General features: G+C 72.2%; 18 protein-coding genes. All 18 read left to right on the forward strand.

The genetic code is table 11. The features are described 5' to 3' along the window. The first annotated feature begins 53 nt into the window (after positions 1 to 53). The 18 genes from ACFYPM_RS17980 (at position 54) to ACFYPM_RS18065 (ending at position 18,526) form a co-directional block, all read left to right on the forward strand. The gene (locus ACFYPM_RS17980) at positions 54 to 1,577 is read left to right on the forward strand and encodes a UDP-N-acetylmuramoyl-L-alanyl-D-glutamate--2,6-diaminopimelate ligase (protein ID WP_387197739.1); all 1,524 of its coding nucleotides are present in this window, start codon (positions 54 to 56) and stop codon (positions 1,575 to 1,577) included. Then, positions 1,574 to 2,971 carry a UDP-N-acetylmuramoyl-tripeptide--D-alanyl-D-alanine ligase gene (gene murF, locus ACFYPM_RS17985; RefSeq protein ID WP_387197742.1) on the forward strand — a complete coding sequence of 466 codons (1,398 nt, stop codon included), beginning with the start codon at positions 1,574 to 1,576 and terminating at the stop codon, positions 2,969 to 2,971. Before ACFYPM_RS17980 ends, murF begins: the two co-directional genes overlap by 4 nt. Beyond that, entirely contained in the window at positions 2,968 to 4,092 is a 1,125-nt protein-coding gene (gene mraY, locus ACFYPM_RS17990; protein WP_357251051.1) for a phospho-N-acetylmuramoyl-pentapeptide-transferase, read from the forward strand. Before murF ends, mraY begins: the two co-directional genes overlap by 4 nt. 400 nt (positions 4,093 to 4,492) lie before the next feature. Next, the gene (locus ACFYPM_RS17995; RefSeq protein ID WP_387197746.1) at positions 4,493 to 5,935 is read left to right on the forward strand and encodes an FtsW/RodA/SpoVE family cell cycle protein; all 1,443 of its coding nucleotides are present in this window, start codon (positions 4,493 to 4,495) and stop codon (positions 5,933 to 5,935) included. After that, the gene (murG, locus tag ACFYPM_RS18000) at positions 5,935 to 7,041 is read left to right on the forward strand and encodes an undecaprenyldiphospho-muramoylpentapeptide beta-N-acetylglucosaminyltransferase (RefSeq protein WP_387197749.1); all 1,107 of its coding nucleotides are present in this window, start codon (positions 5,935 to 5,937) and stop codon (positions 7,039 to 7,041) included. Before ACFYPM_RS17995 ends, murG begins: the two co-directional genes overlap by 1 nt. Continuing rightward, the gene (gene murC / locus ACFYPM_RS18005) at positions 7,038 to 8,603 is read left to right on the forward strand and encodes a UDP-N-acetylmuramate--L-alanine ligase (RefSeq protein ID WP_387197752.1); all 1,566 of its coding nucleotides are present in this window, start codon (positions 7,038 to 7,040) and stop codon (positions 8,601 to 8,603) included. The genes murG and murC overlap by 4 nt, the downstream gene beginning before the upstream one ends. Continuing rightward, positions 8,600 to 9,418 (forward strand): cell division protein FtsQ/DivIB, encoded by an 819-nt coding sequence (locus ACFYPM_RS18010; RefSeq protein WP_387197755.1) that lies wholly within the window; start codon positions 8,600 to 8,602, stop codon positions 9,416 to 9,418. The genes murC and ACFYPM_RS18010 overlap by 4 nt, the downstream gene beginning before the upstream one ends. Positions 9,419 to 9,663: 245 nt before the next feature. After that, positions 9,664 to 10,779 (forward strand): cell division protein FtsZ, encoded by a 1,116-nt coding sequence (ftsZ, locus tag ACFYPM_RS18015; RefSeq protein ID WP_387197758.1) that lies wholly within the window; start codon positions 9,664 to 9,666, stop codon positions 10,777 to 10,779. 9 nt (positions 10,780 to 10,788) lie between these two features. After that, positions 10,789 to 11,532 (forward strand): YggS family pyridoxal phosphate-dependent enzyme, encoded by a 744-nt coding sequence (locus tag ACFYPM_RS18020; protein ID WP_387197761.1) that lies wholly within the window; start codon positions 10,789 to 10,791, stop codon positions 11,530 to 11,532. Positions 11,533 to 11,721: 189 nt separating this feature from the next. Further along, on the forward strand, positions 11,722 to 12,414 hold the full coding sequence (locus ACFYPM_RS18025) for a cell division protein SepF (RefSeq protein WP_387197764.1): 693 nt from the start codon (positions 11,722 to 11,724) through the stop codon (positions 12,412 to 12,414). Positions 12,415 to 12,445: 31 nt separating this feature from the next. Next, on the forward strand, positions 12,446 to 12,751 hold the full coding sequence (locus tag ACFYPM_RS18030; protein ID WP_030334503.1) for a YggT family protein: 306 nt from the start codon (positions 12,446 to 12,448) through the stop codon (positions 12,749 to 12,751). Between the two features lie 44 nt (positions 12,752 to 12,795). Next, positions 12,796 to 13,602 carry a DivIVA domain-containing protein gene (locus tag ACFYPM_RS18035; protein WP_357251070.1) on the forward strand — a complete coding sequence of 269 codons (807 nt, stop codon included), beginning with the start codon at positions 12,796 to 12,798 and terminating at the stop codon, positions 13,600 to 13,602. Between the two features lie 80 nt (positions 13,603 to 13,682). After that, positions 13,683 to 14,417: a hypothetical protein gene (locus ACFYPM_RS18040; RefSeq protein WP_387197767.1), complete on the forward strand. Its 735-nt coding sequence runs from the start codon at positions 13,683 to 13,685 to the stop codon at positions 14,415 to 14,417. Positions 14,418 to 14,427: 10 nt separating this feature from the next. Further along, positions 14,428 to 14,733, forward strand: coding sequence for a DUF167 domain-containing protein (locus ACFYPM_RS18045; protein WP_387197770.1), 306 nt, complete (start codon positions 14,428 to 14,430; stop codon positions 14,731 to 14,733). Positions 14,734 to 14,755: 22 nt separating this feature from the next. Next, positions 14,756 to 16,255 (forward strand): potassium/proton antiporter, encoded by a 1,500-nt coding sequence (locus ACFYPM_RS18050; protein WP_387197772.1) that lies wholly within the window; start codon positions 14,756 to 14,758, stop codon positions 16,253 to 16,255. A gap of 230 nt (positions 16,256 to 16,485) precedes the next feature. Then, positions 16,486 to 16,905 (forward strand): TraR/DksA C4-type zinc finger protein, encoded by a 420-nt coding sequence (locus ACFYPM_RS18055; RefSeq protein ID WP_124770807.1) that lies wholly within the window; start codon positions 16,486 to 16,488, stop codon positions 16,903 to 16,905. 65 nt (positions 16,906 to 16,970) lie between these two features. Further along, positions 16,971 to 17,585, forward strand: a complete 615-nt coding sequence (gene lspA / locus ACFYPM_RS18060; protein WP_387197776.1) for a signal peptidase II — start codon at positions 16,971 to 16,973, stop codon at positions 17,583 to 17,585. Further along, complete coding sequence (locus tag ACFYPM_RS18065; protein ID WP_357251084.1) at positions 17,582 to 18,526, forward strand: RluA family pseudouridine synthase; 945 nt, start codon at positions 17,582 to 17,584, stop codon at positions 18,524 to 18,526. Before lspA ends, ACFYPM_RS18065 begins: the two co-directional genes overlap by 4 nt. Positions 18,527 to 18,559 lie beyond the last annotated feature (33 nt).

The raw sequence follows: 18,559 nt of genomic DNA on the forward strand, positions 1-18,559 counted from the left end.
CCACCGGGGCGGCTGTACGGCCGGAACCGGACGACCGGGTAGGGTCTGACGCCGTGCCTGGCAATCCACGTCCACTCACCGTGACCGGAGTCCGGCTCGGTGCTCTCGCCGTCCGGCTCGCCGTCGACCTTCCGGCGGACGCCGCCACGGTGAACGTCACCGGGGCCACCCACGCCAGCCAGGAGGTTCGCCCCGGCGACCTGTACGCGGCGTTGCCCGGCGCCCGTCGGCACGGCGCGGAGTTCGCCGCCGCCGCCGCCGAGGCTGGCGCGGTGGCCCTGTTGACCGACCCGGCCGGCGCCGAGCTGGCGGCGGCCAGCGGCCTGCCCGCCCTCGTGGTGCCCGACCCCCGCGCCGTCCTCGGCGAGCTGGCCTCGGCGGTCTACGGCGACCCGACCGCCGCGCTCACCGTGGTCGGCGTGACCGGCACCGCCGGCAAGACCTCCACCGCGTACCTGGTCGAGTCGGGGTTGCGGGCCGCCGGGCACACCACCGGGTTGATCGGCACCGTGGAGACCCGGCTCGGTGACCTGGTGGTCGACAGTGTGCGCACCACCCCCGAGGCGACCGATCTGCACGCCATGCTGGCCACCGCCCGCGAGCGTGGGGTCACCGCCGTGGTCATGGAGGTCTCCAGCCACGCGCTCGCCATGGGCCGGGTGGGCGGTGTCCGGTTCGCCGTCGGGGGGTACACCAACTTCGGCTCCGACCACCTGGACTTCCACGCCGACAGCGACGACTACTTCGCCGCGAAGGCCCAGCTCTTCGACGGGCGCTGCGCGGTCGAGGTGCTCAACCACGACGACCCGGCGTTGCAGCCGCTGCACAGGCCGGCGACCGTCACCTACTCGGCGGCCGGTGACCGGGGCGCGACCTGGTGGGCCGACGGCGTGGACGGCGAGGGATACGCCCAGCGCTTCACCGCGCACGGCCCGGACGGGGTGGTCCTGTCCGCCGGGGTGGCGCTGCCCGGCCGGCACAACGTGGCGAACGCGTTGCTGGCCATCGCCGCGCTGGTCGGCGTCGGGGTGGACCCGGTGACTGCGGCGGCAGGGGTGGCCGCCTGCGGTGGCGTACCCGGGCGGTTGGAGCTGGTCGACAGTGCCGGGCCGGTGCGCGGGGTGGTCGACTACGCGCACAAGTCGGACGCCATCGTGGCCGCGCTCGCCGCGCTGCGCGAGCTGAGCGTCGGCCGGTTGATCTGTGTGATCGGCGCCGGCGGAGACCGGGACCGCGGCAAGCGGCCGGTGATGGGCGCGGCCGCCGCCGAGGGCGCCGACGTGGTGCTGGTGACCGACGACAACCCGCGTACCGAGGACCCGGCGGAGATCCGCGCCGAGGTACTCGCCGGGGCGTACCGGGTTGGCACGGCCGCCCGGATCATCGAGGTGTCCGGTCGGCGCGCCGCGATCGACGAGGCGGTCCGGTTGGCCGAGCCGGGCGACGTGATCGCGCTGCTCGGCAAGGGGCACGAGCGGGGCCAGGAGGTGGCGGGCGAGGTGTTTCCGTTCGACGACAGCGTCGAGTTGGCCGACGCGTTGCGGGCCCGCTTCGGAGACCTGGCGGGTCGGCGATGATCGCGCTGAGCCTGGCCGAGGTCGCCGCGGCGGTCGACGGGCGGCTGGTGGGCGCCGACCCGGCCGCCACCGTCACCGGCTCGGTGGAGTTCGACTCGCGCAAGCTGCGGCCCGGTTCGCTCTTCGTGGCCTTCCCGGGGGAGAAGGTCGACGGGCACGACTACGCGGTGACGGCGGTCCAGGCCGGGGCGGTGGCGGTGCTCGGCAGCCGCGAGGTGCCCGGGGTGCCGATGGTGCTCGTCGACGACGCCCTGACCGCGATGGGCCGGCTGGCCCGCGCCGCGGTGGACCGACTGCCCGGATTGACCGTGATCGGCGTGACCGGTTCCTCCGGCAAGACCACCACGAAGGACCTGATCGGGCAGCTCACCACCCGGCTCGGGGCCACGGTGGCGCCGCCCGGGTCGTTCAACAACGAGCTGGGGCACCCGTACACCGCGTTGCAGGCCGGGCCGGACACCCGCTACCTGGTGATGGAGAAGGGCGCGCGCGGGATCGGGCACGTCCGTTACCTGTGTGAGCTGGTGCCGCCCCGGATCTCCGTGGTGCTCAACGTCGGCACGTCGCACATTGGCGAGTTCGGCTCGCAGGAGGCCATCGCGCAGGCCAAGGGCGAGCTGGTCGAGGCCCTGCCGCCGGACGGGCTGGCCGTCCTGAACGCCGACGACCCGCGGGTGGACGCGATGGCGAGCCGGACGCGGGCCCGGGTGGTCCGCTACGGCGAGGCACCCGACGCCGACGTACGCGCCGAGGACGTCACGCTCGACGAGCGGGGGCACCCGTCGTACACCCTGGTCACCCCGGAGGGGCGCGTGCCGGTGCGGCTCGGGCTGGCCGGCCGGCACCAGGTCGGCAACACCCTCGCCGCGGCGGCGGTGGCCCGTGAGTTGGGCATGCCGTTGGCGGACCTGGCGCCGGCCCTCGCCGAGTTGGGGCTGGTGTCGACCCGCCGGATGGACGTCTTCGACCGCCCCGACGGGGTGACCGTCATCGACGACTCGTACAACGCCAACCCGGCCTCGATGGCGGTGGCGGTGCGGGCGCTCGCCAGCATCGGCCAGGGTCGGCGTACCGTCGCGGTGCTTGGTTACATGGCCGAGTTGGGTCCGTTCGAGTACGACGGCCACGCCGAGATCGGCCGCCTCGCGGCTGACCTGGGTGTCGACCGGCTGCTCGTGGTGGGCGAGCCGGCCGCGCCGATCCACGAAGGCGCGACAGCGGTAGCGAACTGGGGAGGAGAGTCGGTGTTGCTCACCGATCAGGCGGCGGCCGTCGAGGTGCTGCGGGGCGAACTACGACCGGGTGACGTCGTCCTGGTCAAGGGCTCCCGGTACCGGACCTGGGAGGTGGCCGACGCCCTGCGCGCCGACGCCGGCGCGGAGTCCACCCGATGAGGGCGGTCATCGTCGCCGTCGGGGTGGCCTTCATCGTGTCGCTGTTCGGCACCCCCCTCGCGATCAAGGTGTTCACCCGGCTCAAGGCCGGTCAGCCGATCCGGTCCGACGGCCCGGCCATGCACCAGGGCAAGAAGGGCACGCCCACGATGGGTGGCGTGGTCTTCATCCTGGCCACGGTCATCGCGTACGTGGCCGGGCACCTGGCGCTGACCACCCTGCCGGACAAGCAGATCGCGCAGGTGGAGCCGACCATCACCGCGCTGGTGCTGCTGGGGCTGATGGTCTTCTCCGGCGCGGTCGGTTTCCTCGACGACTTCCTCAAGGTGCGCAAGCGCAACAGCGCCGGTCTGAACAAGCGCGGCAAGCTGCTCGGTCAGATCCTGGTGGGCGCGCTCTTCGGCGTGGTCGCGTTGTGGTTCCCGAGCACGATGACCGACGGATCGGGCAAGGCGACCAACACCGAGACGGTCGGCAGCACCACGCTGAGCTTCATCCGGGACATCGACGCCCTGGAGCTCAGCAAGGTCGGTGCGGTGATCATCTTCATCTTCGTGGTGATGGCCACGACGAACGGCGTGAACCTCACCGACGGTCTGGACGGTCTCGCCACCGGGGCCTCGGTCATGGTGCTGGCCGCGTACGCGTTGATCGCGTTCTGGCAGTACCGGCACTGGTGCGCCGACCCGAACTACACCCAGCCGTACTGCTACGAGGTCCGCGACCCGTTGGAGATCGCGCTGATAGCCGGGGCGGCGGCCGGGGCCTGTGTGGGCTTCCTCTGGTGGAACACGTCCCCGGCGCGGATCTTCATGGGCGACACCGGGGCGTTGGGGCTGGGCGGTCTGATCGCCGGCATGGCGATGTCGACCCGTACCATCCTGCTGCTGCCGATCATCGGTGGGCTCTTCGTGATCATCACGATGTCCGTGGTGATCCAGATCATCTCCTTCAAGACCACGGGTAAACGGGTCTTCCGGATGTCACCGCTACAGCACCACTTCGAGCTGGCCGGCTGGAGTGAGGTCAACATCGTGGTGCGCTTCTGGATCATCGCCGGCATCGGCGTGGCCATTGCCCTGGGCCTGTTCTACAGCGAGTTCCTCGCCAACATGACCTGATCTCCACCCCGTTCTAGCGGGTCACCGTCCGAGCCGTGACCGTGCGTCGCCGAGGTGGCGAGGCTTTCGGCGACTCCTTTGCTCTGCTTCAACGACCGCAACACCCGGTGTCCGGATATCGGACGCGGGGTGTTGCGCGGGTTGAAGCAGAGCAAAGGCGCCACGCGGAGGTGCCGCCCCCCGGGTCCGACACGCCCGGAGCGTCGTTGTGGGCCGCTCGGGCGCGCCCAGCGGTGATGATGTCGGGGTGGGGGAGGATTCAGGCATCGACGACAGGACAGCCGGCCGCCCGCGACGGTCACCCGGCGCGGCACGAACCGCGGAGGCCGTCGCGCAGCCGGACGACACGCGCGGCCCGGAACCGCCCGCGACACCGCGCACGACGGAGCCGACGCCGTCCGTGCCGCTGCGCGGGCTGGACGCGGCCGGTGGGCTCGCCGCGCTGCGCGGTCTGCTGGACCGGCCGCTGGCCTCCTACTACCTGCTGTTGTCCAGCGCCGGCCTGCTGCTGCTGATCGGGCTGACCATGGTCTTCTCGGCGACCAGCGTCAGGGACTACGCCCAGGACGGCAACGCCTCGGCCTCGGTGACCAAGCAGGCGATCTTCGCGGTGATCGGCATCGGGGTGTTCTGGGCCTGCCAGCGCCTGCCCGCCAGCACCTACCGGTCGCTGGGCCGGCCGCTGCTGTTCACCGCGATCGGGCTGCTGCTGGTGCTCAACCTGCTGCTCGCCTATGCGCGCCTGACTAAACAGGACTCCGCCCGGATCGGCCCGATCGAGGCGCGGCTGCTCTGGCTGTTCATCGGCGGGATCCAGGTGCAACCCTCCGAGCTGGCCAAGATCGCGTTGGTGCTGTGGGGCGCGCACGTGATCGCCCGCAAGGGCGCCGCGCTGGGCTGGTGGCGGGAGTTGGCCACCCCGCTCTTCCCGGTGATGGGCCTGCTCTTCGTGCTGGTCGGCTACAACGACGTGGGCACCATGCTCTGCCTGCTGGCCCTGGTGGTCGGTCTGCTCTGGGCCGCCGGTGTACGGATGCGGGTCTTCGGCGCCCTGACCGTGGTCGGTCTGCTCGGTGTCGGCCTGCTCATCGCGGTGGCCTCACTGGGTGCCGGCTCCGGCGAGAAGGGCGCGGACAACTACCGCCTGGCGCGACTGACGCTCTTCCTCAACCCACCGCCGCCGGACAAGTGCGGAGACCCGTGTTACCAGGTCTACCAGGGTCGGCTGGCCATCGAGCACGGCGGCTGGTTCGGTGTCGGGCTGGGCAAGGGCAGTCTGAAGTGGGACTGGCTGCCCGAGGCACACAATGACTTCATCTTCGCGATCATCGCCGAGGAACTGGGCGTGATCGGGTGCGTCGTCATCCTCAGCCTGTTCGCGGTTCTCGCGTACACCGGGTTGCGGATCGCCCGGCGGGTCGACGATCCGTTCCGCCGGCTCGCCGCCGCCGCCGTCACCACCTGGCTGGTCAGCCAGGCGGTGATCAACATCGGTGGGGTGGTCGGGCTGCTGCCGATCACCGGCCTGCCGCTGCCGTTCATCTCCGACGGCGGAAGCGCCCTGGTCGTGACGTTGGCCGGCATCGGCATGCTGGCCTCCTTCGCCCGGGCCGAACCCGATGCGGCCAGAGCCCTGCATGCCCGTCCGCCGGCCCGCTGGGTCCGACTACTCTGGGCCCCGTTGCCGCCGCTTCCCGGCCGGCGTCGCCGACCGGCGACGCCGCCCGCTGGCCGAGGGTCCGTGCCCCGGTCCCGCGAGCGGCGCCATGACGACCAGGCCGCACCGCGCGGGGTCCGACAGGACCGCAGCCGCGGCGGTACGGCGAGCGAGAGGAGACGCTGATGGGTCCGCTGCGTTCGGTGGTGCTCGCGGGAGGTGGCACCGGGGGGCACATCTACCCGCTGCTCGCCTTCGCCGACTGCCTGCGCCGACACGACCCGGGCGTCCGGATCACCTGCCTCGGCACACCGCGCGGCATGGAGAACGACCTGATTCCGCCGCAGGGCTACGACCTGCGGCAGATCCCGGCGTACCAGCTGCCCCGGTCGGTCAACATGAACCTGGTCCGTACCCCGGGCCGGATGTGGACCGCGGCCCGCGCCGCAGGCAAGGTGATCGACGAGGTCAAGGCCGACGTGGTCGTCGGCTTCGGCGGGTACGTCTCGGTGCCGGCCTACCTCGCCGCCTGGCGCAGGGAACTGCCCATGGTGATCCACGAGGTCAACGTGCCACCGGGCGTGGCCAACCGGCTGGGCATGAAGTTCACCAAGAACATCGCCGTCGGCTTCCCGCACCAGCCGAGCCAGGCCGAGTCGCTGCGCGACGCCACGATCGTGGGGGTGCCGCTGCGGCGCACCATCGCGGGGCTGGACCGGTACGCGCAGCGCAACGCCGCCCGCGCCCACTTCGGGCTCCGCCCGGACCTGCCGGTGCTCTTCGTCTCCGGCGGCTCGTCGGGCGCCCGCTCGATCAACCTGGCGGTCTCCGGGGCGGCCAAGGAGTTGGCCCGCAACGGCGTGCAGGTGCTGCACGTGATGGGCGCGCGCAACGAGCCGGTGCCGATCCCCACCGACCTGCCGGTGCCGTACGTGGTGTTGCCCTACCTCTCCGAGATGGAGCTGGGCTACGCCGCCGCCGACCTGATGCTGGCCCGGGGCGGGGCGATGACCGTCGCCGAGGTGGCCGCGATCGGGCTGCCCACGATCTACGTGCCGTACCCGCACAGCAACCAGGAGCAGCGGCGCAACGCCTTGCCCGTGGTGGAGGCCGGCGGCGGGCTGCTCGTCGACGACGCGGAACTCACCCCGGACTGGCTGGAGCGCACCGTCATCCCACTCATCCGGGACCCGCAGCGGCTGGCCGCGACGGGCGCGGCAGCGGCGGCGTACGGGCGGCGTGACGGTGACGAGGCACTGCGGTCCTTCGTCATCGCGGCGGTGGCCCGATGACCGCGCAGTTCACCCCGGCCGGCACGCTCACCGCGGAGGACCTGGGGGCCGTCCACCTGATCGGGGTGGGTGGGGTGGGCATGCTCGGCGTGGCCCGGCTGCTGCTCACCCGGGGCATCCGGGTCTCCGGCAGCGACCTGCGGGAGTGGCCCTCGCTGGAGGGGCTGCGGGCGCTCGGCGGCACCATCCACCTCAGCCACGAGGCGAGCAACCTCGACGGTGTGGACACCGTCGTCTACTCGTCGGCCATTCCGCGGGACCACCTGGAGCTGGTCGAGGCGCGTCGGCGCGGCCTGCGGGTGCTGCACCGCTCGGAGGCGCTGGCCGCGGCGATGACCGGACGTCGGGCGGTGGCGGTGGCCGGCACGCACGGCAAGACCACCACCACCTCGATGGTGACCATGGTGCTCCAGCAGGCAGGCGTGGACCCGTCCTTCGTGATCGGCGGGGAGATCTCCGAGGTCGGCTCGGGCGCCCACCACGGCACCGGCGAGCACTTCGTGGTCGAGGCCGACGAGAGTGACCGCTCGTTCCTCATCTACCGCCCGTACGTCTCGATCATCACAAACGTCGAGGCCGACCACCTGAACACCTACGGCGACTACGCGACGCTGGAGGCGGCGTTCGTGGAGTTCGCCCGCCTGACCGACCCGGAGGGGTTCATCATCACCTGCGCCGACGACCCGGGCGGTCGGCGGCTGGCCGAGAGCCTGCGTGCCGGGGGGCGGCGGGTGTTCACCTACGGCGAGGCCGCCGACGCCGACCTGCGGTTGACCGAGATCGTCTCCTCCGCGCGCGGGGTTCGCTACCTGGCCGCGATCGACGGTCGCTCGCTCGGCGAGTTCCGGCTGCCGGTGCCGGGGCGGCACATGGGCCTGAACAGCGCCGCCGCGGTGCTGGCCGCGTACCTGCTGGAGCTGCCGCTGGAGGCGGCCGAGGCCGCGCTCGCGGTCTTCCCCGGGGTGCGGCGGCGCTTCGAGCGCAAGGGTGTCGCGGACGGCGTGCTGGTCTACGACGAGTACGCCTACCACCCGACCTCGATGACCCTCGCCATGCAGACGCTGCGCGAGGTGGCCGGGGACGGCCGGTTGATCGTCGTCTTCCAGCCGTACCGGCTGTACCGCACCCGCGACAACCAGGCGGAGATCGCCGACGCGCTGGCCATCGCCGACGAGGTGGTGCTGCTGGAGGTCTTCGGGCCGGGCGAGCTGCGGCAGCCCGGCGAGGGTTCGGCGGCGCTGATCGCGGCCGTGGACCTGCCCGCCGACCGCAAGGTCTTCGTGCAGTCGTGGGAGCAGGCCCCGGTCGAGGTGGCCCGTCGCGCGCGTACCGGGGACGTGGTGGTCACCATGGGCGCCCCGCCGATCTCGCTGATGGGTGACGAGTTGCTGGTGGCCCTCGGTGAGCGTACGGCCGGCCCGGCACCGACCGCGGCCGTCGACCCGGCGGCCACGTCCCCGGCGATCGCTGACGCGGTGCCGGGTGGGAACACTGCCGGCGGCGACGGAGCGGCTCTCGGTGGCACCGCCGCGCCCGGCGGCGCGGCGCCCCTGGCCGGATGAGTCCCGGCCCGGCCCGGGGGCGGACCAGCGCCGCCGACGGTGGCGCCCCGCGTCGTGGTCCGGCGCGGCGGTGGCAGTTGGTCCGGGCGGGGCGCGACGCGGTACCGCCCTCGACTCGCCGGTTCATGGCTCGTGCCCGGCAGCGTCGGATGCGCGCGGCGCTGCCGTGGGCGGTGACGGCCGGGGTGCTCGCGCTGGCCGGGCTGGTCGCCTGGACGGTGCTCGGCACCGGGCTGTTCGGGGTCCGGGAGGTGCGGGTGGAGGGCGCCGGCCTGGTCACCCCGGTGCAGGTGCACGAGGCGGTCGGCGTGCCGGACGGGGTGCCGCTGGCCCGGGTGGACCTGGCCGCCGCCGCCCGCCGGGTCGGTGCGCTGCCGGCGGTGGAGCGGGCCACGGTCTCCCGGGACTGGCCCGGCGCGCTCGTGGTGCGGGTGACCGAGCGGACTCCGGTGGCTGTGGTGCCGCAGGGGGCGGCGTTCGCCCTGATCGACAGGAGTGGGGTGGCGTTCCGGACGGTGGACCGGCGTCCCGCCGATCTGCCGCAGGTGACGGTGGGCCGTCCGGCCGCCGACGACCCGGGCACCCGGGCCGCGCTGGAGGTCCTCTCCGCCCTGACTCCGCAGCTCCGGGCGGAGTTGGTGGACCTGCGGGTGGAGGGGTTGGCGCGGATCAGCCTGCGGTTGCGGGGGGACCGGACGGTGGTCTGGGGCGACGCGACCCGGGGCACGGACAAGGCGAAGGTGGCCACCGCCCTGCTGGACGAGGACGCCGCCCGGATCGACGTGAGCGCTCCCGATGTGGTGACCTTTCGCTGACCGGTGAGTGCCCGCGGAGGTGACCCGTCGCGCTCGGCTCGGCGACACGCCGGTCGGGTCCTTGGCTCCTGGCGCGGTGGCGCTTACGTTGCCCGGAAGAGGAACAGTGGTTGACATAACTGTAAGCCTCTAGTAGAGGGTGAGGGTTCACCTCTGAGCCTCGCTGGTGACAGCTGTCGTCGGCCGCTGGTCTGGCCACGCCGTAACCGGTCGGCCGAAGCCAATCTCGAAGGAAAGGACCGGAGATGACACCTCCGCACAACTACCTGGCGGTCATCAAGGTCGTCGGCATCGGGGGCGGCGGGGTCAACGCCGTCAACCGGATGATCGAGGTTGGGCTCAAGGGCGTCGAGTTCATCGCGATCAACACGGATGCCCAGGCGCTGCTGATGAGTGACGCCGACGTCAAGCTCGACGTGGGCCGGGAGTTGACCCGCGGCCTGGGCGCCGGCGCCAACCCGGACGTCGGCAAGAACGCCGCCGAGGACCACCGCGACGAGATCGAGGAGGTGCTCAAGGGCGCCGACATGGTCTTCGTGACCTGCGGTGAGGGCGGTGGCACCGGCACCGGCGGCGCGCCCGTGGTGGCCAACATCTCCCGCAAGCTCGGCGCGCTGACCATCGGCGTGGTGACCCGGCCGTTCTCCTTCGAGGGCAAGCGCCGCCAGGTGCAGGCCGAGACGGGGATAGACGAGCTGCGCAACCAGTGCGACACGCTGATCGTGATCCCGAACGACCGGCTGCTGGCCCTGGGTGACCGCAACATCAGCATGATGGACGCGTTCCGGACGGCGGACCAGGTGCTGCTCTCCGGTGTGCAGGGAATCACCGACCTGATCACCACCCCGGGTCTGATCAACCTGGACTTCGCCGACGTCAAGAGCGTGATGAGCGGCGCCGGCAGCGCGTTGATGGGCATCGGCAGCGCCCGTGGGGAGAACCGCGCGGTCGAGGCGGCCGAGGCGGCCATCTCCAGCCCACTGCTGGAGCAGAGCATGGACGGTGCGCGGGGCGTGCTGCTCTCCATCGCCGGTGGTTCCGACCTGGGCCTGTTCGAGATCAACGACGCGGCCCAGCTGGTCACCGACGCGGCCCACCCGGACGCCAACATCATCTTCGGCGCGGTCATCGACGACGCGCTCGGCGACGAGGTGCGGGTGACCGTCATCGCGGCGGGCTTCGACGGCGGCACTCCCGCGTACAAGGCGGCCGAGCCGACCCGCAAGACCAACACCAACCAGCCCGCGCCGCAGAGCACCCCGGTGCCGGCGCCGGTCAGCAACCCGACACCGGCCCAGTCGCCGCGGCGCGTGCTCTTCGACGACGTCGACGTCCCCGACTTCCTCAAGAACGGGTCCTGAGCACCGCCGATGACCGACAGCTCAGCCACGGTACGACCGGACCGGCACGCCGAACTGGCGGCCGGCCTGGCCCATATCAGGTCCCGCATCGCCGACGCCTGCGCGCAGGCCGGTCGGGACCGTGCCGAGGTCACGATGATCGCCGTGACGAAGACCTACCCGGCCAGTGACGTGGTGGCGCTGGCCGGGCTCGGGGTGACCGACGTGGGGGAGAACCGCGACCAGGAGGCGGCCGCCAAGGCCGCCGAGGTGGCCGCGGCGGGGGTACGTCCCCGCTGGCACTTCATCGGTCAACTGCAACGCAACAAGGCCCGCTCGGTGGTCCGCTACGCCGACGCGGTGCACTCCGTCGACAGTGTCCGGCTGGCCCGGGCGTTGGCCGCCGCGACCGCCGACCGGCAGACGCCGCTCGACGCCCTGATCCAGGTGAGCATCGACGGCGACGCGGCCCGGGGCGGGGCCCTGCCCGACTCGGCGGATCCGGGCTCCGGACTGGAGCCGGTGGCCGAGGCGATCGCCGACGCCCCAGGGCTGCGTCTGGTCGGGCTGATGGCGGTCGCTCCGCTGGGGTGGGAGCCGGAACGGGCGTTCGCCCGGCTCGCGGAGGTTACCGACGCGTTTCGGGCTGTCCATCCGGGAGCCACCGCACTGTCCGCGGGAATGAGCGGAGATTTCGACATCGCGATCCGATACGGCGCGACACATGTCCGCGTCGGTAGCGCGTTGCTCGGAATGCGTCCCACGCTGCGGTAGCCTGACCGCGAGACAAGCAAATTACATCAGTGTTGTTTCAGGGGCGGCGTCTCCTGTCGGGGGTCGTGCGCGCGACGCGAATCGCGCGCTGGGGGGATTGCGGTTCCGGTCCGATGGGCATGGTTGTCCACTCGCGACGGGCGACATGGCACGGGGGCGCGTGCCGCACGGCGGACGGAAGGGCGCGGGATGGGTGCACTGCGCAAGGCGGGGGTCTGGCTCGGTCTGGTCGAAGAAGACGACGAGCGGGCCTACGACGACGGTGGCTACGACAAGGGTGGCTACCGTGACTCGCGGTACCGGCAGAGCCGGTACGCCGAGGAGTTCGCCGACGAGGACGAGGACGACACCGAGGAGCCCCCGGCTCCCCGGCCGCGCGCCACCGAACGGGGTCGACTCTCCGAGCGGACGAGCGGGCGGTTGAGTGAGTCCGAGCGTGGTGACGGCGAGCGCGCGGAACGGGCCGAGCGGGCCAGCGTACGGTCGATCACCCGGTCGTCGGCGGGCGAGACGTCCGGCGCGCTGACGTACCACACCCGGGACAATCTGGCCCTCGCGCCGCAGGTCACGTCGCGGGAGCGGGCGCTGCCCGAGGAGGAGCAGCGGTACCAGATCACCACGCTGCACCCGACCACCTACCGGGAGGCGCGCACCATCGGTGAGCACTTCCGCGACGGCGTTCCGGTGATCATCAATCTCACCGAAATGGATGAGGCGGATGCCCGCCGTCTGGTTGACTTTGCGGCCGGGCTGGCGTTCGGCCTGCGCGGTACGATCGAGCGCGTGACCAATCGGGTGTTCCTGCTCTCACCGGCTAACGTCCAGGTCACCGCTGAGGACAAGGCCAAGATCGCTGAGGGCGGCTTTTTCAGTTTGAGTTGACCCCCGCCCGACCCGAGGGACGTCGCTGACCGTGTTGTCGATCTTACTGCAAGTGTTGTACCTGATCCTTTATGTCTTCCTGCTTCTTCTTCTGTCCCGGTTCGTGTTGAGCGCCGTCCTGCAGTACGGCCGGCGCTGGCAACCGGGCCGTGGCGCATCGGCAGGATTGGAATCCGTGTGGAGCGTCACTGATCCCCCTCTCAACGCGTTGAGGCGTGTGATCCCTCCGCTGCGAATTGGTACCGTGAGCATCGACCTGGCCTCCCTTGTGCTCCTGGTTATCCTGTTCGTGCTGATGGAGTTCGTGTTAGGGCCGTCGATCAGGGCATCTGCCTGATGACCGACGCGCTTTCGCGGCCGCAACTGACCCGAGGAGTTTCGATGCCGCTGACCCCGGCCGACGTCCACAACGTCGCCTTCAAAAAGCCGCCGATCGGCAAGCGGGGGTATGACGAGGAGGAGGTCGACGCCTTCCTGGACGAGGTCGAGCGCGAGCTCGCCCGTCTCATCGAGGAGAACAACGAGCTGCGCGCCCAGGTGGAGCGCGGCGGCCGTGGCGGTGCCCCCGCAGGCCCCGGCGGCGACGCCCGACTGGCGGCGGAGCTCAACGACGTCAAGGCCCAACTGGACCGGGTGCAGCGCGACAAGTCGGCGGCCGAGCAGGCTGCCCGCGCGATGCAGGCCGAGCTGGAGCAGGTCCGCGCGACCGGCGGCCCGGCCGGCGGCGTCACCGGTGACGGTGAGCAGCAGGCCCTGCGCGTGCTGATGATGGCCCAGCGCACCGCCGACGACCACGTGTCCGACGCGCGCCGCGAAGCCGACCAGCTGCTGTCCGAGGCCCGTGGCAAGGCCGAGGAGGTGACCCGCGAGGCTCGCGCGAAGGCCGACGCCCTGGAGCGGGACGCCCGCCAGCGGCACCAGGAGGCCATGGGCGGCCTGGACGCCAAGCGCACGGCCCTGCAGAAGCACATCGAGGAGCTCAAGCAGTTCGAGCGCGAGTACCGCACCCGGCTCAAGGCGTACCTGGAGAGCCAGCTGCGTGACCTCGACGGTCGTGGCCAGGGCCTGGAGGCCGAGATGACCCGCTCCGAGGCAGGCCGGGTCGCCGGCGGCAACGGGCTGGCCGCTGCGGGTCTCGCCGGTTCGTACGGCAGCGGGCGTTCCGGCGCCCTCGAAGCCGGACGCTGAGCGCCGGCCGGCGATCGTTCTCCGCCAATGGTGACGGTCGCCGGCCCTGTCTGGACGGCACGACGCGGCGGGGGTGAGCCGTGATAGTCGCAAGTCTCCTGCTCATCCTCGTCGCGGTGGTGCTCCTGGTGCTCGGCCTGGCCGGTGGCTCCAGCATCATGTTGATCATCTCCATCGCGGCCAGTCTGCTGGCCGCCGTGGCGTTGGTGGTGGGTGCCCGTCAGGCAGCCGCCAACCGCGCCACGGCGGATCCCGGTCGGACCGGCCGGCGGCAACCCGACGCACCCCGCACGGCCAGCCAGGCCACGCCGGGTGTCGCGTACGGGCCGCCGCTGGTCGGCCCGGAAGTGCCGGTCCAGCATGTGCCCACGACGGTTGGTACCGGCGGCACCGGGTGGCGGCAACCACCCGCGCCGCCGGTCGACCACGAGGCACCCGCTGACGCGCCGCTCGACGACGCGCCCCCGTTCGGAGCGTGGCCACCGTTCGGGACGCCGGCCGACCACACGTCCTCGCCGGTCCGCCCGGTCAGCCCGGCGACGTCGACCGACGACGATCTCAGCCACGGCGCCCCGGCCGCCGACGAGCCCGGCGAGCAACTGATCACCCCCGCCGAGGCGGCCCGGGTGGCGCGGCTCACCGACGACGTCGAGGTGGTGGACGGCCACCCCCGCTACCACCTCGCCAGTTGCCCGCATCTCGTCGGCCGGGTGCCCGAGACGCTGCCGGTCGCCGAGGCCGCCGAGCTTGGTTTCACCCCGTGCGCGACCTGCGCGCCGGCCACCGCCCTGCTCGCCGACGCCCGGCCGATCTGAAGCGGCTCCGGTGCCCGCGCAGGACACGCTCACCGTGGCGGTACGCGTGAAACCCGGCGCCTCGTCCGCCCGGGTGGGCGGCTGCTTCGACGGCCCGCACGGTCTCGCCCTCGTGATCGCGGTGCACGAGCCGGCCGTCGACGGTCGGGCAACCGAGGCGGCTCGCCGGGCCCTCGCCGCTGCTCTGGGTGTCCGGCGGTCCGAGGTCGTCCTGCGCGCCGGCGCGGCCAGTCGGGACAAGCTCTTCCTCGTCGATCGGCCCAGCCCCGACCTGTCCGGGGTGCTGTGCCGACTGCGCGACGGATCCGCCGAGTGAGGAACGCCCAGGCCGGGCAGCCGTGACGCCCGGGTTTGATATCGCGCTGCTGCTGGGAGCGGCCGTGCTGCTGGTCGCCGTCGGCGCGGTGCGACTCTCCACCCGGCTGGGTGTGCCAAGCCTGCTGGTCTACCTGGCGCTGGGCGTGGCGATCGGTGAGAGTGGTCTGGGCATCCACTTCGACGACGTCGAGTTGACCCGTACCCTCGGCTTCTGCGCACTGATCGTGATCATCGCGGAGGGCGGTCTGACCGCCCGGTGGTCCACGCTGCGACCGGTGCTCGGGCTGGCGTCCGTGCTCTCCACGGTCGGCGTGGTCGTGAGCATCGTGGTGGTCGGCGTCGCCGTGCACCTGTTGCTGGGGCTGGACTGGCGCCTGGCGCTGCTCTACGGGGCGGTGCTCTCGTCCACCGACGCGGCGGCTGTCTTCGCCACCCTGCGCCGGCTGCGGTTGCCGCCCCGCCTGGTGGCGACGCTGGAGGCCGAGTCGGGCATGAACGACGCCCCGGTGGTGCTGCTGGTGGTGCTGCTGTCGCACCAGGGCTGGTCGCACCCGTGGTGGTACGAGGTCCTGCTGGTCTGTTACGAGCTGGGCGTCGGCGCGGCGGTGGGCGTGGGCGCGGGCATCGCCGGCACCTGGGCGCTGCGGCGGGCCGCGCTGCCCTCGGCCGGGCTCTACCCGATCGCCGCGGTGGGCATCACCGTGCTGGCGTACGCGGCGGGGGCGGTGCTGCACGCCTCGGGGTTCCTCGCCGTCTACGTGGCCGGGGTGCTGCTGGGCAATGCCCGGCTGTCCCACCGGCAGGCGATCCTCGGCTTCGCGGACGGGCTGGCGTGGCTCGCCCAGATCGGGTTGTTCGTGCTGCTCGGGTTGCTGGCCTCGCCGGGCCGGCTGGACGCGGCGGTGGTGCCGGCGGTGGTCGCGGGGCTGGCCCTGGTGCTGCTGGCCCGCCCGCTGTCGGTGGCCGTCTCGGCGCTGCCGTTCCGGGTCGGCCTCCGCGAACAGGCGTTCCTGTCCTGGGCGGGGCTGCGCGGGGCGGTGCCGATCGTGCTGGCGACCATCCCGCTCTCCGAACGGGTGCCCGGGGCGGAGCGCCTCTTCGACGTGGTCTTCGTCCTGGTGGTGATCTTCACGCTGGTGCAGACCGGCACGCTGGGGCCGTTCGCCCGCCGGTTGCGGGTGACCGCGCCGGCGGAGGCCACCGAGATCCACCTGGAGACCGCGCCGCTGGAGCGGATGCGGGCGGATCTGCTCCAGTTGGAGGTGCCGCCGGGCTCGCGGCTGGCGGGCGTGCACGTCGACGAGTTGCGGCTTCCGTTGGGCGCGTCGGTCACGCTGGTGCTGCGCGACGGGGTGGGTTTCGTGCCCACTCCGGGCACCCGGCTGAAGACCGGCGACAGTTTGCTGATCGTGGCGACGGCCGGGGTGCGCGACGCCGCCGAACGGCGGCTGCGGGCGGTCAGTCGGCGCGGTCGGCTGGCCCGATGGTTTGGCGAGTACGGGGATGAGGCGGTCGGTTGACCTGCTAGCGTTCCCTTTGCCCCAGTTAGGCAGGGCTAGGGGTAGTTAAGCGGGGCGACGGTGCGGCACATTGTCGGACGCCTGTACGTTCCGTATTCTTGCCAACCTCCGGAGTGCGCGGCCATCGTCGCCGTGCGCCCCTTTTCGTACATCTAGGGGACGTCGTCATGATTGGCGCCCCCTGACCAGGTGCCGCGAACAACGCGGCTCCCCGGCCGAGGGAGCGACCCATGGCGAAGCCAGCCGACACCAGGACCGCCGGGCGCAAGCCGGTGGCCAAGGCCACCCGCAGCACCGCGGAGACCGAGAAGATCCGGGCGGCGCTGGCGGCGCGGCGGGACGAGCTTCGCGCCGAGTACGATCAGACGCTGAGTGAGATCACCGAGCTGCAGCGCGATCGGCTGACCGACTCGGCCGGGGACGACCAGGCCGACACGGGCACCAAGACGCTCGAGCGGGAGCAGGAGATCTCTCTCGCCAACAGCATTCTGGAACGGATCACACAGGTCGAGCGCGCTCTGGAGCGTCTCGACGAGGGTGGTTACGGCTGGTGCGAGCGGTGCGGCAACCCGATCCCGGTCGAGCGCCTCGCCGCCTTCCCGTCGGCCACCCAGTGTGTGACGTGCAAGCAGCTGGAGGAGCGGCGCTGAGGTCCGCTCCCCGGCGGCGATGAGACGGTGAGCGATCACCGCCGAGACACCTCGATGGGGAGCGCATGACCGCAGCACCGTCCGCCGAACCCGGCCGTACCGACCCGGGTGCCGGCATACGCCGGCCCCGGGCCGTCGCGATTCTCGCCGGAGTCGCCCTGGTGGCCCTGCTGGCCGACCTGGTCACCAAGCACCTCGCGCTGGCCGCGTTGACCGACCGGGAGCCGGTCCGGCTGCTCGGCGGGGCCGTCTACCTGAGTCTGACCCGCAACAGCGGTGCCGCCTGGAGCATCGGCGCGGACCACACCTGGATCTTCCCGCTGATCACCATCGGTGTGGTCGGCTGGATCGTCTGGATGGCGCTGCGTCTGCGCTCGCTGCCGTGGGCGATCTGCCTCGGCCTGGTGCTGGGCGGCGCGCTGGGCAACCTCGTCGATCGGATCTTCCGGGCCCCCGCGCCCTTCCACGGGCACGTGGTCGACATGATCAGCCTGTTCGACCCGTACGGCCAGGTCTGGCCGGTGTTCAACCTGGCGGACAGCTCGCTGGTCTGCGGCGTGCTGCTGGCCATGCTGTTGGAGTTGACCGGCCGCCAGCGGGACGGCCGGCGGGCCGGACGCGACGGCGCCCCGGTCGAGACGGACGCCACCCAGGGCGCGGACCAGCGGGAGCGGGCATGACCTCCGCGTTCGCCGCGGGCGGCGACCACCGTTCCCTCCCGGTCCCGGACGGCCTGGACGGCATGCGCCTGGACCAGGCGGTGTCCCGGCTGTTCGGGCTCTCCCGCACCGCCGCCGCGGCCCTGGTCGATGCCGGGGACGCGCTCGTCGACGGCACCTCGCGCGCCAACTCGCACAAGGTCAAGGCCGGCTCCTGGCTGGACGTCACGCTGCCCGCCCCGGTCGCCCCGCCGACGGTGGTGCCGCAGGCGGTGCCCGGCCTGCGGGTGGTCTACGCCGACGACGACATCGTGGTGGTCGACAAGCCGGTGGGGGTGGCCGCGCACCCCAGCCCCGGGTGGACCGGCCCGACCGTGATCGGTGCCCTCGCCGCGATCGGGCACCGCATCTCCACGAGCGGTGCCGCCGAGCGGCAGGGCGTGGTGCACCGGCTCGACGTGGGCACCACCGGGATCATGGTGGTGGCCAAGAGCGAACAGGCGTACACGGCGTTGAAGCGGGCCTTCAAGTACCGCGAGGTGGACAAGGGCTACCACGCGGTGGTGCAGGGTCACCTGGACCCGCTGCGCGGCACTGTCGACGCGCCGATCGACAGGCACCCCACCCACGACTACCGCTGGGCGGTGGTCTCCGGCGGTAAGCCGAGCATCACCCACTACGACACCCTGGAGGCGTTCCCGGCGGCCAGCCTGGTCGACGTCCGCCTGGAGACGGGTCGGACCCACCAGATCCGGGTGCACTTCTCCACCATGCGGCACCCGTGCGTGGGTGACCTGACCTACGGCGCCGATCCCACCCTCTCGGCCCGTCTCGGCCTGGCCCGACAGTGGCTGCACGCCCGCGAACTGAGCTTCCTGCACCCCCGAACGGGGGACGAGGTCCGGTTCGTCAGCGACTACCCTGACGACCTGGACCGCGCGCTCCAGATCCTGCGTGACTGAGCGGCGACCGCCCGACACCGACCCGACGAGGGG

The sequence above is a fragment of the Micromonospora sp. NPDC005203 genome (genome assembly GCF_042872705.1).
GTDB lineage: Bacteria > Actinomycetota > Actinomycetes > Mycobacteriales > Micromonosporaceae > Micromonospora.

Bases quoted from the DNA above. Each gene is read 5' to 3' on its own strand.
- murG (WP_387197749.1), top strand. From the start codon at position 5,935: ATGGGTCCGCTGCGTTCGGTGGTGCTCGCGGGAGGTGGCACCGGGGGG.
- ACFYPM_RS18025 (WP_387197764.1), top strand. From the start codon at position 11,722: ATGGGTGCACTGCGCAAGGCGGGGGTCTGGCTCGGTCTGGTCGAAGAA.
- lspA (WP_387197776.1), top strand. From the start codon at position 16,971: ATGACCGCAGCACCGTCCGCCGAACCCGGCCGTACCGACCCGGGTGCC.
- ACFYPM_RS18035 (WP_357251070.1), top strand. From the start codon at position 12,796: ATGCCGCTGACCCCGGCCGACGTCCACAACGTCGCCTTCAAAAAGCCG.
- ACFYPM_RS18065 (WP_357251084.1), top strand. From the start codon at position 17,582: ATGACCTCCGCGTTCGCCGCGGGCGGCGACCACCGTTCCCTCCCGGTC.
- murF (WP_387197742.1), top strand. From the start codon at position 1,574: ATGATCGCGCTGAGCCTGGCCGAGGTCGCCGCGGCGGTCGACGGGCGG.
- ACFYPM_RS18055 (WP_124770807.1), top strand. From the start codon at position 16,486: ATGGCGAAGCCAGCCGACACCAGGACCGCCGGGCGCAAGCCGGTGGCC.
- murC (WP_387197752.1), top strand. From the start codon at position 7,038: ATGACCGCGCAGTTCACCCCGGCCGGCACGCTCACCGCGGAGGACCTG.
- ACFYPM_RS18020 (WP_387197761.1), top strand. From the start codon at position 10,789: ATGACCGACAGCTCAGCCACGGTACGACCGGACCGGCACGCCGAACTG.
- mraY (WP_357251051.1), top strand. From the start codon at position 2,968: ATGAGGGCGGTCATCGTCGCCGTCGGGGTGGCCTTCATCGTGTCGCTG.
- ACFYPM_RS18010 (WP_387197755.1), top strand. From the start codon at position 8,600: ATGAGTCCCGGCCCGGCCCGGGGGCGGACCAGCGCCGCCGACGGTGGC.
- ftsZ (WP_387197758.1), top strand. From the start codon at position 9,664: ATGACACCTCCGCACAACTACCTGGCGGTCATCAAGGTCGTCGGCATC.